12 protein-coding genes are annotated in these 13,242 nt (G+C 56.3%); 5 read left to right on the top strand and 7 right to left on the bottom strand.

Annotated features, from left to right (window positions below; all coding sequences use genetic code 11):
- Positions 1-363: 363 nt before the first annotated feature.
- From M8014_RS03180 to M8014_RS03170, 3 genes are read right to left on the bottom strand one after another with little or no spacing between them, the layout of a single operon-like run.
- Positions 364-1,668 (bottom strand): MFS transporter, encoded by a 1,305-nt coding sequence (locus tag M8014_RS03180; protein WP_271281094.1) that lies wholly within the window; start codon positions 1,666-1,668, stop codon positions 364-366.
- A 22-nt stretch (positions 1,669-1,690) separates the two neighbouring features.
- Positions 1,691-2,779 carry a M14 family metallopeptidase gene (locus M8014_RS03175; protein WP_271281093.1) on the bottom strand — a complete coding sequence of 363 codons (1,089 nt, stop codon included), beginning with the start codon at positions 2,777-2,779 and terminating at the stop codon, positions 1,691-1,693.
- Entirely contained in the window at positions 2,745-3,572 is an 828-nt protein-coding gene (locus tag M8014_RS03170) for a gamma-glutamyl-gamma-aminobutyrate hydrolase family protein (protein WP_271281092.1), read from the bottom strand. Before M8014_RS03170 ends, M8014_RS03175 begins: the two co-directional genes overlap by 35 nt.
- Positions 3,573-3,680: 108 nt before the next feature.
- Here M8014_RS03170 and M8014_RS03165 point away from each other — a divergent pair, with 108 nt between their 5' ends.
- Positions 3,681-4,619, top strand: coding sequence for a LysR family transcriptional regulator (locus tag M8014_RS03165; protein ID WP_271281091.1), 939 nt, complete (start codon positions 3,681-3,683; stop codon positions 4,617-4,619).
- A gap of 4 nt (positions 4,620-4,623) precedes the next feature.
- Here the strand turns inward: M8014_RS03165 and M8014_RS03160 are convergent, their stop codons facing one another.
- Together M8014_RS03160 and M8014_RS03155 are read right to left on the bottom strand one after the other, a co-directional pair.
- Positions 4,624-5,934: a type II toxin-antitoxin system HipA family toxin gene (locus M8014_RS03160; RefSeq protein ID WP_271281090.1), complete on the bottom strand. Its 1,311-nt coding sequence runs from the start codon at positions 5,932-5,934 to the stop codon at positions 4,624-4,626.
- Between the two features lie 3 nt (positions 5,935-5,937).
- Complete coding sequence (locus tag M8014_RS03155) at positions 5,938-6,189, bottom strand: helix-turn-helix domain-containing protein (RefSeq protein ID WP_271281089.1); 252 nt, start codon at positions 6,187-6,189, stop codon at positions 5,938-5,940.
- A gap of 274 nt (positions 6,190-6,463) precedes the next feature.
- Here M8014_RS03155 and M8014_RS03150 point away from each other — a divergent pair, with 274 nt between their 5' ends.
- Together M8014_RS03150 and iaaH are read left to right on the top strand one after the other, a co-directional pair.
- Positions 6,464-7,171, top strand: coding sequence for a response regulator transcription factor (locus M8014_RS03150; RefSeq protein ID WP_271281088.1), 708 nt, complete (start codon positions 6,464-6,466; stop codon positions 7,169-7,171).
- Positions 7,172-7,252: 81 nt separating this feature from the next.
- Positions 7,253-8,704 carry an indoleacetamide hydrolase gene (iaaH, locus tag M8014_RS03145; protein WP_271281087.1) on the top strand — a complete coding sequence of 484 codons (1,452 nt, stop codon included), beginning with the start codon at positions 7,253-7,255 and terminating at the stop codon, positions 8,702-8,704.
- 33 nt (positions 8,705-8,737) lie between these two features.
- On the opposite strand, the gene M8014_RS03140 is transcribed toward iaaH, so the two are convergent.
- Positions 8,738-9,268 carry an isochorismatase family protein gene (locus M8014_RS03140; RefSeq protein ID WP_271281086.1) on the bottom strand — a complete coding sequence of 177 codons (531 nt, stop codon included), beginning with the start codon at positions 9,266-9,268 and terminating at the stop codon, positions 8,738-8,740.
- Between the two features lie 136 nt (positions 9,269-9,404).
- On the opposite strand from M8014_RS03140, the gene M8014_RS03135 reads away from it, so the two are divergent.
- Positions 9,405-10,736, top strand: coding sequence for a glycoside hydrolase family 10-like protein (locus M8014_RS03135; RefSeq protein ID WP_271281145.1), 1,332 nt, complete (start codon positions 9,405-9,407; stop codon positions 10,734-10,736).
- 108 nt (positions 10,737-10,844) lie between these two features.
- Positions 10,845-11,129 carry a VF530 family protein gene (locus M8014_RS03130; RefSeq protein ID WP_271281085.1) on the top strand — a complete coding sequence of 95 codons (285 nt, stop codon included), beginning with the start codon at positions 10,845-10,847 and terminating at the stop codon, positions 11,127-11,129.
- A 7-nt stretch (positions 11,130-11,136) separates the two neighbouring features.
- Here the strand turns inward: M8014_RS03130 and glgX are convergent, their stop codons facing one another.
- Complete coding sequence (gene glgX / locus M8014_RS03125) at positions 11,137-13,212, bottom strand: glycogen debranching protein GlgX (protein WP_271281084.1); 2,076 nt, start codon at positions 13,210-13,212, stop codon at positions 11,137-11,139.
- Positions 13,213-13,242: the final 30 nt, after the last annotated feature.

Here is a 13,242-nt window from a genome sequence, read left to right as displayed (position 1 = left end):
GCCCGCAGGTAATGTGCTAAAAATAATTTGTCGTCAGTTTTTTCTCATACTTCTGGGATTCAATGCTGCGTAACGGGGGGGTAACAGATAGAAAATAACGCCCGGACAAAATTTTTTGATGTCAATATGAGTTAAGTTATTGATAGTTTAGGTTTTTAAGTTAACGCCCTTCCATTTGGCATTGCCAGGTGAAAACGCCTTATTACTTCCGTGAGGTTGAGTTTTCTCGGGAATATTAGATTATCAGACTCATTAATTTATGCCTGAGGAAAGGGTGATGTGTTTTCAGGGATGGGAGGTCAGACCACGGAAGTCTGGCGTAATGGCCTTTAGCTGATCATCACGCCGGTTTACACAATGCAGTCAGGTCAGTCTGGACTGGGTTTTTATCGCGGGTTGACGCGATTCAGGTAACAGTGACATTGCGCACAAACTTATTGCGGTGGCAAACAGCACGTAATAGGCAGGCGCGACAGGATGATTCGTCCAGGCCAGTAACGCCGTTAAAATAAAATGCGTACTCCCGCCAAATAATGCCGACCCAACCGCGTAAATTAACGATGTGCCGGTACTGCGAAACTGCGAGGGAAGCATCTCCGGCACCACCACCAGTAATGCGGTTGTCGGGAAGGTAATCAGCGTGGATACCACAAAGGTCACCGTGAGCAGTCGTGCAGCGTCCGGGGCGTCATGCAGCCATGAGAACAGCGGGATCACCACCACGCTCAATACTAACACCGGCAGGATCAGCACTTTCTTGCGGCCGTACTTATCACACAGCCTTCCTGCGATCAGCGCCCCGAAAAAGGAGATCAGTCCGGCAATCAGGATACTGGTCTGCGCAATGCCCGGATGCAGATGCAGCACCTTAATGGCGTATGAGGTCATGTAGTTGATCAACTGAGACGTCACGCTCACCACCATCATGATGCCCAGCCCAACCAGCAACAAGCTGCGGTGTTCACGCCACATACTTTTCAGCAGATGCAGGGTGTTCTGCTCTTTTTTGACCGACTCAGGCAGCGTTTCCGGCAAATGACGACGAATATAAATGGTCAGCGGCACCATCAACAGGCTGAAGACAAACGGCAGACGCCATCCCCAGCTTTGCAGGTTCTCCGCTGACATCGAGGTGGTGATGATCACCCCAAATAGCCCGCCAACCGTGACGGCAATCCCCTGGCTGGCGATTTGCCAGCAGGCGTAACGCCCCCGTTTATTCGCGGGCGCCGCTTCAATCAACAGCGATGCCGCAGGCCCCACCTCACCGCCCAGAGCAATGCCCTGAACCAGACGGCACAGCACAATAATCACCGGGGCCGCCATGCCAATGGTGGCGTAGCCTGGGGTGGCAGCAATACCCAGCGTGCCCAGCGTAATCAGCGTGACGGTCAGAATCATCGCCGGTTTACGTCCTACGCGGTCAGCATAGCTGCCGATAAACAGCGCCCCCAGAGGACGAGTGAAAAAACCCACCCCGAAGGTCGCGGTAGCCACCAGTAAACTGCCGTATTCCCCGGTGATCGGGAAAAATGTCTGGCCGATGTACACCGCAAAATAGGCGTAAATCACGAAGTCATACACTTCAAAAGCGTTGCCCGCAACCGCCGCGGCAATGACCCGCCAGTGAACGGGCTGCGTAACAGGATTTTCGGTAATGTGGCTCATGCTGCTCTCCAGGCGTTCGTTATTATGGGTGGCGATTAATGCCTGCTACCGCTTGCTGGAATACCCGTTTCCCCTGTGTCCAAATCTCGTTTTGCCACCAGGGATCCTGGGGATTGAATGCATCCTTCAGGCTTTGCCGAATTGCCGCAGACTGCCGTGAGTCTCCGCTTCCATAACGGGTGAGCCAGTGTGCGCCGCGCATAGCCAGCACGGTCTGCATTTGCGGGTAGGTGCCGTACTCCAGACAGATGTTGGTCTGTTCCGCCTGTTCACATTCGCGGAACAGCGCAGCCTGAATAGGCCCGGTCAATGGTACGCTGGTCGAACTGCCGGTATTCACCGAGGTGATGGTATCGCCCCACCAGTCGCGGGCGCGTAATAAGGATGCATCTTCGTATTCACAGCCAAAAATGCGTTCACCGTAGCCATAAGGACCGAGCCCAGTGTGAATATCCAGCGAACCTATCCGCTGGCAGCGGGTGGCATAGTGCTGCAAAATGGTGCGGAAGGTCTCGTTGCTCCAGGTAGGTTTTTCGCCACCGTAATGCAAGCCATCGGGGAAGCGGTATTGTCCCAGACTTACTGCGCACTGGTAGCCTTTATCGCCCCAGACTTTTGCCATGCCGCGAAGCTGCTCTTCACTGTCTGCCGGTGGTGGCCAGCTGGCGGGCAACAGTAAATCGTGAATGTTGGCATAGCGGTCATTCACCGGCAGGGGTGCGGAAAAGTCGATAAAATTACGGTTAAGGTCGACATTCTCCTGGGTGGTGCGATGCGACCACGAAAATCCCCACGGGTTAATGGCATGCACATGCAGAACTGCTGTATTGCTGGCCTCCAGTGGTCCCATCTCCAGCAGCCCGCGCTGGATGGCCGAGCCGGGATACCCTTCTACGCCGTGCACGCCGCTGATAGTTATGATCAGATTCGCGGCATCCTTCGGCCCGTCCAGCACCACATCCGTTGCCAGCGTTTCACCGTCGTGCCCCGGCATATCGAGGATATAGCTGTCGACGGGCAACCGGCGAGACTCTGCAGCGGCCAGGAACGCCCTCCTTGCCTCGGCATAGTTATGGCTAAACAGAGATGGCGCAGTGAGCTTCGAATTCATTGTTATTCTCTCCAGAAAGTAAGCGGGATTGCTGGCGCTGTCGGCAGGCATCGCCGTAACGAGTGAAAATCTGTCGTGCAAACGGGCTGTGGCAGAGGGACATTTCCGGGTGCCATTGCAGCCCCAGTAAAAAACCGGGGGCATCCGGAGCGGTAAAGGCTTCAACCAGCCCGTCCGGCGCGCGTGCTTCAGTGTGTAATCCCTTCCCCAGCGTCTCTACGCCCTGATGGTGCAGTGAATTGACCCTCGGGGTGGTTGTATCGGCCAGCGAGGCCAGCAGCCCGCCGGGTGTGAGCTCGACGATATGGCGGTCTTCGTACCAGCACGTTAGCGGACGATCGTGATCCCCTTCCCGATGATCCAGCGCGTCAGGACGTTCATGCACGGCGCGGTTTAAGGTTCCACCGAAAAAGACGTTCAGTTCCTGAAAGCCCCGACAGATAGCCAGCAGGGGGATCCCCTGCGCAATCAGTTGGGGCAACAAGGCAAAAACCGTTGCGTCGCGATACTCATCTTTCAGCGTGTGTTCGGGCAGCGGCTCAGCACCATAGCGTTCAGCAGCCACATTCGACGGGCTGCCGGGCAGCATCACGCCATCTACCGTTGCCAGAAGTGTGGACAAATCCAGCATCTCCGGGCTGACCGGCATCAGCAGGGGCATTACATCTGCCGACTCATGCAACGCGCGAAGATAGGTCTCGGGCACGGCATGCACCGGATGCTCGAAATAGCGAATTCGATCGCAGATCACCGCCACAACCGGCCGGGGTAAAACAGAGAGTACTTTTCGCATCATCATCTCCTGCTGAACAAACTTTATCTAAATGTTACTTATTTGTTTTAATTTCGTGAATTGCAGATTAATGTCGAATTTCATGCATAAAGTGCAAGTGGAGCCCTTATGAATACCCGTCAGTTGCAACACTTTATTGCCCTGATAGAGAACGCCTCTCTGAGCGCCGCAGCAGAAGCCGTGCATTTGAGTCAGCCAGCCTTGTCGCGCAGTATTCGCGCCCTGGAAGAGCAGCTGAACGTGCCGTTGTTCACCCGGACCGACCGCCGCCTGCGCCCGACGCAGTATGCGCTGGCATGGGAAGCCACCGCGCGGCGCATGCTGATGAATGAGAATGAGGGAAAACGGCTTTTACAGAGGATGCAGACCGGGGAATCGGGGCGCGTCGCGCTGGGGATGGGCTCCTCCCTGATGGATGAACTTATTTGTCCTTTACTGGATACGATGCTGCGCGATCTACCGGAGGTGCAGGTGAAATTCAGCGTGGATACCTCTGCCCCACTGCTGAATATGCTACGCAGCCGACAAATTGACCTGTTCGTTGGGGATGCAAGTATTGCGCGCTATCAACAAGATCTGGTGGTTGAAAGTCTCTTTACCTGCGGTTTTGCCTGGTACGCCAGCAGTCAGCATCCGCTGGCACAGACAAAAAACAGTGATATCGCGATGCTGAAAGCGTGGCCAATGGTGATTGCAGCCGGATACTTTGATCCCGCCATCATCGAGCATATGGAAACGCTGTACGGTTTTACTTCGGGGCTTTATGAACATTTCGGCGTGTTGAGTAATGATTTTCAGCTCGTGCATCACCTGATGCGCTCCAGCAACGCGATACTTATCGCTACCGATATTTCGATGCTTGAAGCGCTGGCGGCAGGCACGGTGGTGAAGTTGCACGTCACGCCACCGCTTGCCATCACCCTGACGCTGGGCATTTTACGTTTAACCGACCGCGAACTCCCGCCCGTCTGCGAACGCGTGATGACATTGATACGTGAGCGGTTCCGGTTGGCGGAAATCCGCCGGACGCAGATAACCGGCAGGTAAGTTCCTACGCCGTCCCGCGCAGGATCCGCGCCGCCTGGCTTGCTAAACCGCTGAAAATAGCCTCGCGGACAGGCGTCGGGAAATCCGCTGGCAGTTCTGCCGTGACCTGAGCGATCACCTCTTCGGTGCGGTTGGCCATCTCCTGCATCGCGCGCTCAGCCAGCTCCGGTGAAAACCCTGCATGCGCTGCGGTGCTGATAAAATGGCGCGGCTGGATCATGGCGAAATGGTATTGCCGGTTTTTGCCCTGCAGGGCCATCGCCATTTTGGCTTTTCTGGCCTGAATCCCGCCGTCCGCAAACAGCGGAAAGGCTGAGATGACATCGTATAACGGCGTCATTCGGAATGAGGAGTCAGCCTCAATAAACAGGCTGAAATTCTTCCCGTGACCGTCGATGGCGGCTAGCATCCAGAAGAGGATCTGCGATTTAAAAAACATCTCGCGATCCTGGGCCGCCAGCCGTGAACCGAGCAGCAACTTCATGGCATCCGCGATCCCCGGCCCGCCATGTGACTCATATTTCAGCGCCGGAGAGACGCCCAGTGCCTGGCAGAAATCCTCCTGCGGCAGGCGCATCAGCCAGCCGCTCCGGGCCCATCGACGATCGAACCGCTCGACAACCAGCACTTTTGTTTGCCCAAAGCGCGCCATTTCGGTAGGGGCGACGGGAAAGCCAAACGCTTTCGCAATGCGCATACACAGCCACTCGTTCTCGCAGCTCTCGCTCAGGTCGATATTGTTCTGTTCGATTCTGCCGATCGGCAGCTTAAAAATATGGCTGGTCGGGGTACTGCCCTGGGGCCGTTGCCAGCGGTTCTGATACCACAGCAGGGCCGTTTTCTCCTGCGCACCGGCCAGCGAAATACGAAAATCAGCCCCCTCTTCCGTCATCCCTAATGGCGACATCTGATAGCCCTTCAGGATCGATTCGATCTGCTGTTCGTCCAGCGGTTCGGCGACAATCTCCATTACCGAGGGAATGTCCAGTCCGGGTGGGTAAAGCTGTATGGCACCGACGCAGTCGCGTCCGACGCTGGCGAGCAGATCGAAAGGATGGGCAGTCTCAATCTGGAACCGGGCCTGCATTCGGGCAAGAATGGCTTCTGAATCGGGCAGCAGATTGCTAAAGAAATTGTAGACCTGCTTGCCTCTTATTCGGCTGTGCTGCAGAGGCAGCGACAGAGAGATGGCGCGCGAACCGGGTTCGGATAACCACCCGGGCGTATACTGAAATGACATCGCCCCGCTGCTATCGCGGTACAGCGTGCCCACCACCTCGCCATTCATGGCCACCGTCAGACTTTGTGCACGCATTGCTTACCACTCCTTCGTCCAGGTTTTGCCTTCCGGCAGCGTCGACCCGCGTTTCACCACGTGCAGTTCCAGATCCAGCGCCGAGAGGATTTTGAACAAGGTTTCCAGCTTGGTCGATTCCGGCTTGTTCTCGAAATCCGATACCGTAGTTTGTTTAATGCCTACCTGTTCAGCCGTCGCGGTTTGCGTTAACTTATTGACTTTGCGCTGGTCGCGTACCGCCTGAGCCAGTGCGTCTGCTGATGTCACTTTCATGGTTATCCCCTGTGGCGGATAAATTGAGGTCATCCCCTACAGGGGATAAAATCAGAATAACCGCTGTAGGGGTTAAATTCAAATTATCCGCTACGGCGGATAAAAATTCCCTTGAGTCTCTGTAAAGCGATGTACTGAGGCACGGCGTTCAGGTGTGTTATTTAAAGAGGGTTATTATGTATGTTGTAACTAATATTATTTACTTAAGATAACTGGCACCGATAGCACTCTGTCCTACACTCACATCCAGAATTCCACTTTGCGGGCACAGGGAATGTATAGCACTGATGATTTGAACAACCACGAACTCAACCTGTTCTCTCATATCCTGTGGCAGTTGGGTTCCGGGCAGGACAGCCATGCTTTACGTCGCGAGACGCTGGAGAATGTTTGTAGCCTGCTGCAGGCCGATTTTGCCGCATCGTACATCTGGTCCCCCGCTACGGGTACCTCTCATAAAGGCGTGAGCTGGAACATTGACGACAAGGCGATGCAAGAACATGCCAGCACCTGGCAATATGTCGATCCCATTACTCCGCTGCTGCGGGCAAAACAGCGGCCTACTCTGGTCGATGACGTGATGCCTGCCAGCGCGCTAAAACAGACCGCGTTTTATCACGATTTCCTCAAGCCCTGCGGTATGCATCATGGGATTAACGTCTACTTTTTACGGGACGGCGAAGATGTCGGTGACCTGCGGATCTGGCGGGCGAAAGGTGCACCGGCATTCGGCTCGCGGGAATTACGGCTTCTGCAATTGCTGGAACCCTGGTTTACGCGGGCGTTACCCAAACAGACCCGCTCCCCGTTAACCGCCCGTGAGCAGGAGGTCGTCAATCTGGTTTGCAAAGGACTGGGCGATAAAGAGGTCGCCAGGCTGCTGAATATCAGTTTCACCACCGTTCGCACGCACCTGAAGCATGCGTTAAGAAAACTGCACTGCGCAAACCGTACCGAGCTGGCCTCCCGCCTGAAGCATTAGCCCATCCTCAGGAATGAGGATGGCGCACGACTGCCCGGTCTGCCTAAATAATCCGGATTATCACTGTCTGGAAATAGCGCAATGAAAATAATAAATCCGTCAGACCTCGCAAACACCGTTCCTGATTTATCCACCCTTAGCGCCGCCGACGCAGCCGTGCTCATCTACGAACAAAAGATATCGAGCGAACAGCTTGTGTGTGCCTGTTTATCCCGTATAGAAGCCCAGGAGCACCTGAATGCATTTATTACGGTCAACGCCGCACAGGCACTGGCGCAGGCCAAAGCCTGGGATAAATACCTCGCCGCGGGCGGCGCGCCCTTACCGCTCGGCGGTGTGCCCATCGCCGTAAAAGACAACATTCACGTGGCCGGATTACCCAATACTGCGGGCACCCTGGCCTTGAAAAATTTTATCCCCACAGCCTCCGCGCCGGTGATCCAGAAACTTATCGACGCAGGCGCCATTATTATTGGCAAAAGCAATATGCATGAGCTTGCCTTTGGCGTCACCGGCTATAACGCGGCATATCATTCGCCGGGGGTCAAAGGAGTACGCAATGCCCGTAACCCGAGCCGAATAGCCGGCGGGTCGTCATCGGGCAGCGCGGTGGCGGTGGCCACCAGCATGGTTCCCGTCGCTATCGGCACCGATACCGGGGCATCGGTTCGCCAGCCCTGCGCCCTGAACGGCTGCGTGGGGTTTCGCCCTACCACCGGACGCTATCCTCAGACGGGCATCACCCCCATCTCACACACGCGGGACACCGCAGGTCCAATGGCGCGCAGCGTCGGCGATATCTCCCTGCTCGACCATCTGATTACCGGTTCTGCCGTGCTTGCGCCCAAACCGGCAAACCGTATCCGCTTAGGGATTGCGCACTATTTCTGGCAAGCGCTGGATGACGATGTCAGCCAGCAGGCCCATGCGGCGCTGGCTATGCTTCGCGATGCCGGGATTACCCTGATAAACGTGGAGATGCCCGAGCTTGAGCAGGCCAATGCCGCCGTCTCGTTCCCGGTGGTGATGCATGAAGGTAAGCATGATTTGATTAAGTATCTGCAGGAACAGGATCTGCCGCTCACGCTTGCCGACGTGGTGCAGCAGATCGCCAGTCCGGACGTGCGCGCCATTTTTGAACACGGCATTATTCCGGGAGTAATCCCGGACATTAACGGCCAGCCTGCCCCACTGCCGCCCCTGTATGACCAGGCTATTTCGCAGGGGATTGGCCGCCTGCTGGCAATCTATGAGCACACGTTCCGCGAAAATGAGCTTGATGGGCTTATCTTCCCCACTTCACCTGTGGTCGCCCCGTTGGCCAACGATGAGGTCAGTTCGGCCGAGAACTTTGCCCGGCTGATCCGCAATGTGGATCCAGGAAGTAATGCCCGACTGCCGGGTCTGTCGCTGCCGATTGGCAATGGCCCCACCAGCCAACTGCCGGTAGGGATTGAGATTGACGGGTTACCCGGTAGCGATGCGCAGATCCTGGCTATTGGGGCAACGCTTGAGCAGATCCTGAAACAGTAATGCAGTAGCACCTGATCTGTTCAGGATCAGGTGCTAACAATCGTCAGCGAAAACCATCCTCGCAAAGCCCGCCTCGAGCAGTTTCATCGTGACGTCATGAATATTTTTTTCTTCTCGCTGGGCGTCCGGTAAATCAAAGCTTAACACCGCATCCTTAACCACCGTCATTTTCAGCCCCAGATCTGACCCATGTCTGACGGTAGAATTCACGCAGAAACCGGCAACGGCGCCTATCACCACCACCTCTGAGATCCCCTTCTCATCCAGATACTGCTTAAGATCGGTAGAGGCAAACGCCGATGAGGTCCGCTTAATGAAGACGTGTTCGTCGGGAGTAGGTGCAAAATCACTGAGGACCGGGTAGAAAGGCGAATCCTGGTGCAGCACGCTGCCTTCGTCGGGCGTCTGGTGAACAACGTGGGCCACCAGCGCCTGTTTGTTACGGAACTGGCTTAATACGGCGGTCATATTGCTGATAGCGTCAGACGGATAAAAATGAACGCCTTTATTGATCCGGTCTTCCACAAACTTCTGCATATCGATAATCAGTAATGCTCTGGACATCTGCTTTCCCCGTTCAGTCATGTGCGATGGACTCCCTTTACTCGTCGTAACCTTAGCACGCTCTCTGTGATTGACTTACCCCCGAATAATAAGAGAATAAGCGTTCCCGGCGACTACCCATAAACTGGAGCCTATCATCGCCCGTTCACGCCGTTTTCAGCCTGTAGCACAACACCTCAAACGCTCGAGCATACTTGTCGCCTGGGCGTTTTTACTGGCCAGCTGCAGCTCTACGCCCCCAAAATCGCTGGTGACGCCCCTGCCGCCGGTCGCTAAACAGCCGCTGGTGCAAAAGCCGCAGCACAATGAACCGGTGCGCGGCGTCTGGCTGGCGACCGTGTCGCGTCTCGACTGGCCGCCGGTCTCGTCGGTGAATGGTGACAGCCCCGCGTCGCGTATCCAGCAGCAGCAAAAAGCCCTGACCGATAAGCTGGATAACCTGAAAAGCCTCGGAATCAATACCGTGTTTTTCCAGGTCAAACCTGACGGCACCGCCCTGTGGCCCTCACGAATACTGCCCTGGTCGGATATGCTGACCGGCAAAATTGGTCAGGATCCGGGTTACGATCCGCTGCAGTTTATGCTCGATGAAGCGCACAAGCGCGGGATGAAGGTTCACGCCTGGTTTAACCCTTACCGCGTCTCGACCAATACCCGCCCTGGCACAGTGGCGGCGCTGAACCGTACCCTGTCGCTCAACCCTGCCAGCGTGTTCGTTCTGCACCGCGACTGGATCCGCACCGCCGGCGATCGCTATGTGCTCGACCCGGGTATTCCCGAGGCGCGGGACTGGATTGCCAGTATCGTGGCGGAAGTGGTGTCGCGTTACCCGGTGGACGGCGTGCAGTTTGATGACTATTTCTATGCCGAATCCGCAGGCTCTACACTTAATGACAACGCCACCTGGCGGCAGTACGGTCAGGGTTTTGCCTCGAAGGCTGACTGGCGGCGCAATAACACCCAGCAGCTGATTGCCCAGGTGTCGCGGACCATTAAGCAGATCAACCCGAACGTGGAGTTTGGCGTGAGCCCGGCTGGCGTCTGGCGTAACCGTTCGCATGATCCAGCCGGATCCGATACCCGTGGCGCGGCGGCTTATGATGAGTCCTTCGCCGATACCCGGCGCTGGGTGCAGCAAGGGTTGCTGGACTATATCGCCCCGCAGCTGTACTGGCCGTTTGCCCGCGATGCCGCGCGTTACAATGTGCTGGCAAAATGGTGGGCCGAGGTGGTCAAGCCGACCCAAACGCGGCTCTATATTGGCGTTGCGCTGTACAAGGTGGGAGAACCGTCCAGCAAAGAACCGGACTGGACGGTGAAAGGCGGCGTGCCGGAATTGAAAAAGCAGCTGGATTTGAACGAGTCAGAACCGCAGATCGACGGTACGATCCTGTTCCGGGAAGATAACCTTAATCAGCCCCAGACACAGGACGCAGTGCGCTATCTGCGAAGCCGCTGGGGGTCGTAAATTCCACATTCAGGCGCCTGTATTCAGCGATGCAGGCGCTTGCTGCCCCCCGGGATTTCTTGTAACCTTCCCCGCTTTCTCCCCTTGCCAGATAACAATCGGATGCCTATGACGACTCAACCTTCGAAAGATCCTCTCCACGGCGTTACCCTCGAGATGCAGGTCACGGCCCTGGTGGCGCGCTACGGTTGGGCCGAGCTGGGTAAGATCATTAAAATCAACTGCTTTAACAGCGACCCGAGCGTGAAATCCAGCCTCAAGTTCCTGCGCCGCACGCCGTGGGCCCGCGCCGAGGTTGAAGCCCTGTATCTGGACTCCCTCGACGACCCGGCTCCGGCCGCAGATGACGAAGACGCCACCAGCCCCTGGGCCAGAGCACGGGCCGACAAGTAACCTGAGGTTAAGGCCGCCTGAACAGCGCGATACTGCGGCCCGCTAAGTCAAACACCGCCTCCTGCGGGACCTTGTGGGGGTGATCATCGTCCACAGCGGTGCTCAGCGCCAGCGTCCATCCTCCCTCGCCGTGCTGCGGCAGACTAAAGGGTACCGGACTGTCGGCGGGGTTAATCAGCAGCAGTACGTCGTGCCAGAGTCCTTCCTGGATTTTCAGGTCCGGGCGACTGATATACAGTCCCAGCGTCGCCCCCGCCTCCCAGTCTTCCGGCTGCTGTGCTCCCCCTCCGGCATTAAACCAGTGAATTTCCATCCCGTCTCGCCAGCTCTCGCGGCGCAGTAACGGCTGGGTGGCACGCAGATGAATCAGCTGACGGGTAAATTTGCGCAGCGCGTCGGCGCTCTCGGGCAGGTTTTCCCAGTGAACCCAACTGATTTCGCTATCCTGACAGTAGACGTTATTGTTCCCCTGCTGGCTGCGACCAAACTCATCGCCCGCCAGCAGCATCGGCGTACCGTGGGAAAAGAACAGCGTGGTGAGTAGATTGCGCTTCTGCTGCTCTCTTATCGCGTTAATCTGCTCGTCGTCAGTCGGGCCTTCCACGCCGTAATTCGATGACCGGTTATCGTTGTGCCCGTCGGTGTTATTGTCGAGGTTAGCGTCGTTGTGCTTCTCGTTATACGAAACCAGGTCGTTGAGGGTAAAACCGTCGTGGGCAGTAATAAAGTTGATACTGGACCAGGGCCGTCGACCACGCAGGTCGTACAGATCGCCGGAACCCAGCAGCCGGGCGGCAAAGTCAGATGAGACGTTATCGCCCCGCCAGTATTCACGCACGGTATCACGATACTTGTCGTTCCACTCGCCCCACCCCGGCGGGAAGCCGCCCACCTGATAGCCTCCTGGGCCGATATCCCACGGTTCGCCAATCAGTTTCAGTTTGGAGAGAACCGGATCCTGCATCATGGCGTCAAAGAACCCGCTGCGCTGAGTGAATCCTTCCGGCTCCCGTCCCAGAATGGTCCCCAGGTCAAAACGGAAGCCATCAATGTGCATTGATTGCGCCCAGTAGCGCAGCGAATCCATCACCATCTGCAGCACCCGGGGATGGGAGGTATTTACCGTATTACCGGTTCCGGTATCGTTCACATAATAACGGTGCTGATCGACGATGGTGCGGTAATAGGAAAAGTTATCGATCCCTTTGAACGACAGGGTCGGTCCCAGCTCGTTGCCCTCGGCGGTGTGGTTATAGACCACGTCGAGGATCACTTCGATACCGGCATCGTGAAAGGCCCGCACCATCTCCCGAAAACCCTGAATCCCCTGCGGTCCGCAGTAGCGCGAGGCCAACGAAAAGAAGCTGAGCGTGTTGTAACCCCAGTAATTTTTCAGCCCCTTATCCAGCAGATGCTGATCGTCAGGGAAGGCATGCACCGGGAGTAGCTCCACCGAGGTAATGCCGAGGCTTTTGATGTAATCCACCGCCGCTTTATGTCCCAACCCTTCATAGGTGCCACGAAGTTCAGCGGGAATGGCCGGGTTAAGCTGGGTAAAGCCCTTCACGTGAGTTTCATACAGGATGGTACTGGACCATGGCACTGCGGGGCGATGCGGGTCCTGCCCGTCGAACACGGTGGGATCAATCACCCGACACTTAGGTGTGAACGGCGCACTGTCGCGGGTATCAAAGCTGAGGTCTTTGTCTTCATGCCCCAACTGCCAGGCAAAATGGGCATCGTTCCAGCGCAGATCGCCCACCAGATCCCGGGCATAGGGGTCAATCAACAGCTTGTGATGATTAAAGCGATGACCATTTTCAGGATCGTAAGGCCCGTAGACCCGATAGCCATACAGAGCGCCGGGTTTCAGATCCGGTACATAGCCGTGCCAGACCTCGTGGGTATATTCCGGCAGCTCCAGACGGGCAATCTCGGTGTTGCCGCTCGGATCATACAAACATAACTCCACGCGCTCGGCGTGAGCCGAAAACAGCGCAAAGTTAACCCCTTTACCGTCGTAGTTAGCCCCGAGCTGATGGCTGTAGCCTGCCCGGATCTCATAGCGTTTATCATTTGCCATAGTCTCTCCCTCGAACGCAAAAAAGTGGTC

It is taken from the genome of Silvania hatchlandensis, assembly GCF_025564065.1.
Lineage (GTDB): Bacteria > Pseudomonadota > Gammaproteobacteria > Enterobacterales > Enterobacteriaceae > Enterobacter > Enterobacter hatchlandensis.
This window is presented reverse-complemented; position numbering and strand designations above follow the sequence as displayed.

Coding starts and splice junctions, on each gene's coding strand:
- M8014_RS03180 (WP_271281094.1), bottom strand. CDS start 1,668: ATGAGCCACATTACCGAAAATCCTGTTACGCAGCCCGTTCACTGGCGG.
- M8014_RS03140 (WP_271281086.1), bottom strand. CDS start 9,268: ATGTCCAGAGCATTACTGATTATCGATATGCAGAAGTTTGTGGAAGAC.
- iaaH (WP_271281087.1), top strand. CDS start 7,253: ATGAAAATAATAAATCCGTCAGACCTCGCAAACACCGTTCCTGATTTA.
- M8014_RS03165 (WP_271281091.1), top strand. CDS start 3,681: ATGAATACCCGTCAGTTGCAACACTTTATTGCCCTGATAGAGAACGCC.
- glgX (WP_271281084.1), bottom strand. CDS start 13,212: ATGGCAAATGATAAACGCTATGAGATCCGGGCAGGCTACAGCCATCAG.
- M8014_RS03175 (WP_271281093.1), bottom strand. CDS start 2,779: ATGAATTCGAAGCTCACTGCGCCATCTCTGTTTAGCCATAACTATGCC.
- M8014_RS03155 (WP_271281089.1), bottom strand. CDS start 6,189: ATGAAAGTGACATCAGCAGACGCACTGGCTCAGGCGGTACGCGACCAG.
- M8014_RS03130 (WP_271281085.1), top strand. CDS start 10,845: ATGACGACTCAACCTTCGAAAGATCCTCTCCACGGCGTTACCCTCGAG.
- M8014_RS03150 (WP_271281088.1), top strand. CDS start 6,464: ATGTATAGCACTGATGATTTGAACAACCACGAACTCAACCTGTTCTCT.
- M8014_RS03170 (WP_271281092.1), bottom strand. CDS start 3,572: ATGCGAAAAGTACTCTCTGTTTTACCCCGGCCGGTTGTGGCGGTGATC.
- M8014_RS03160 (WP_271281090.1), bottom strand. CDS start 5,934: ATGCGTGCACAAAGTCTGACGGTGGCCATGAATGGCGAGGTGGTGGGC.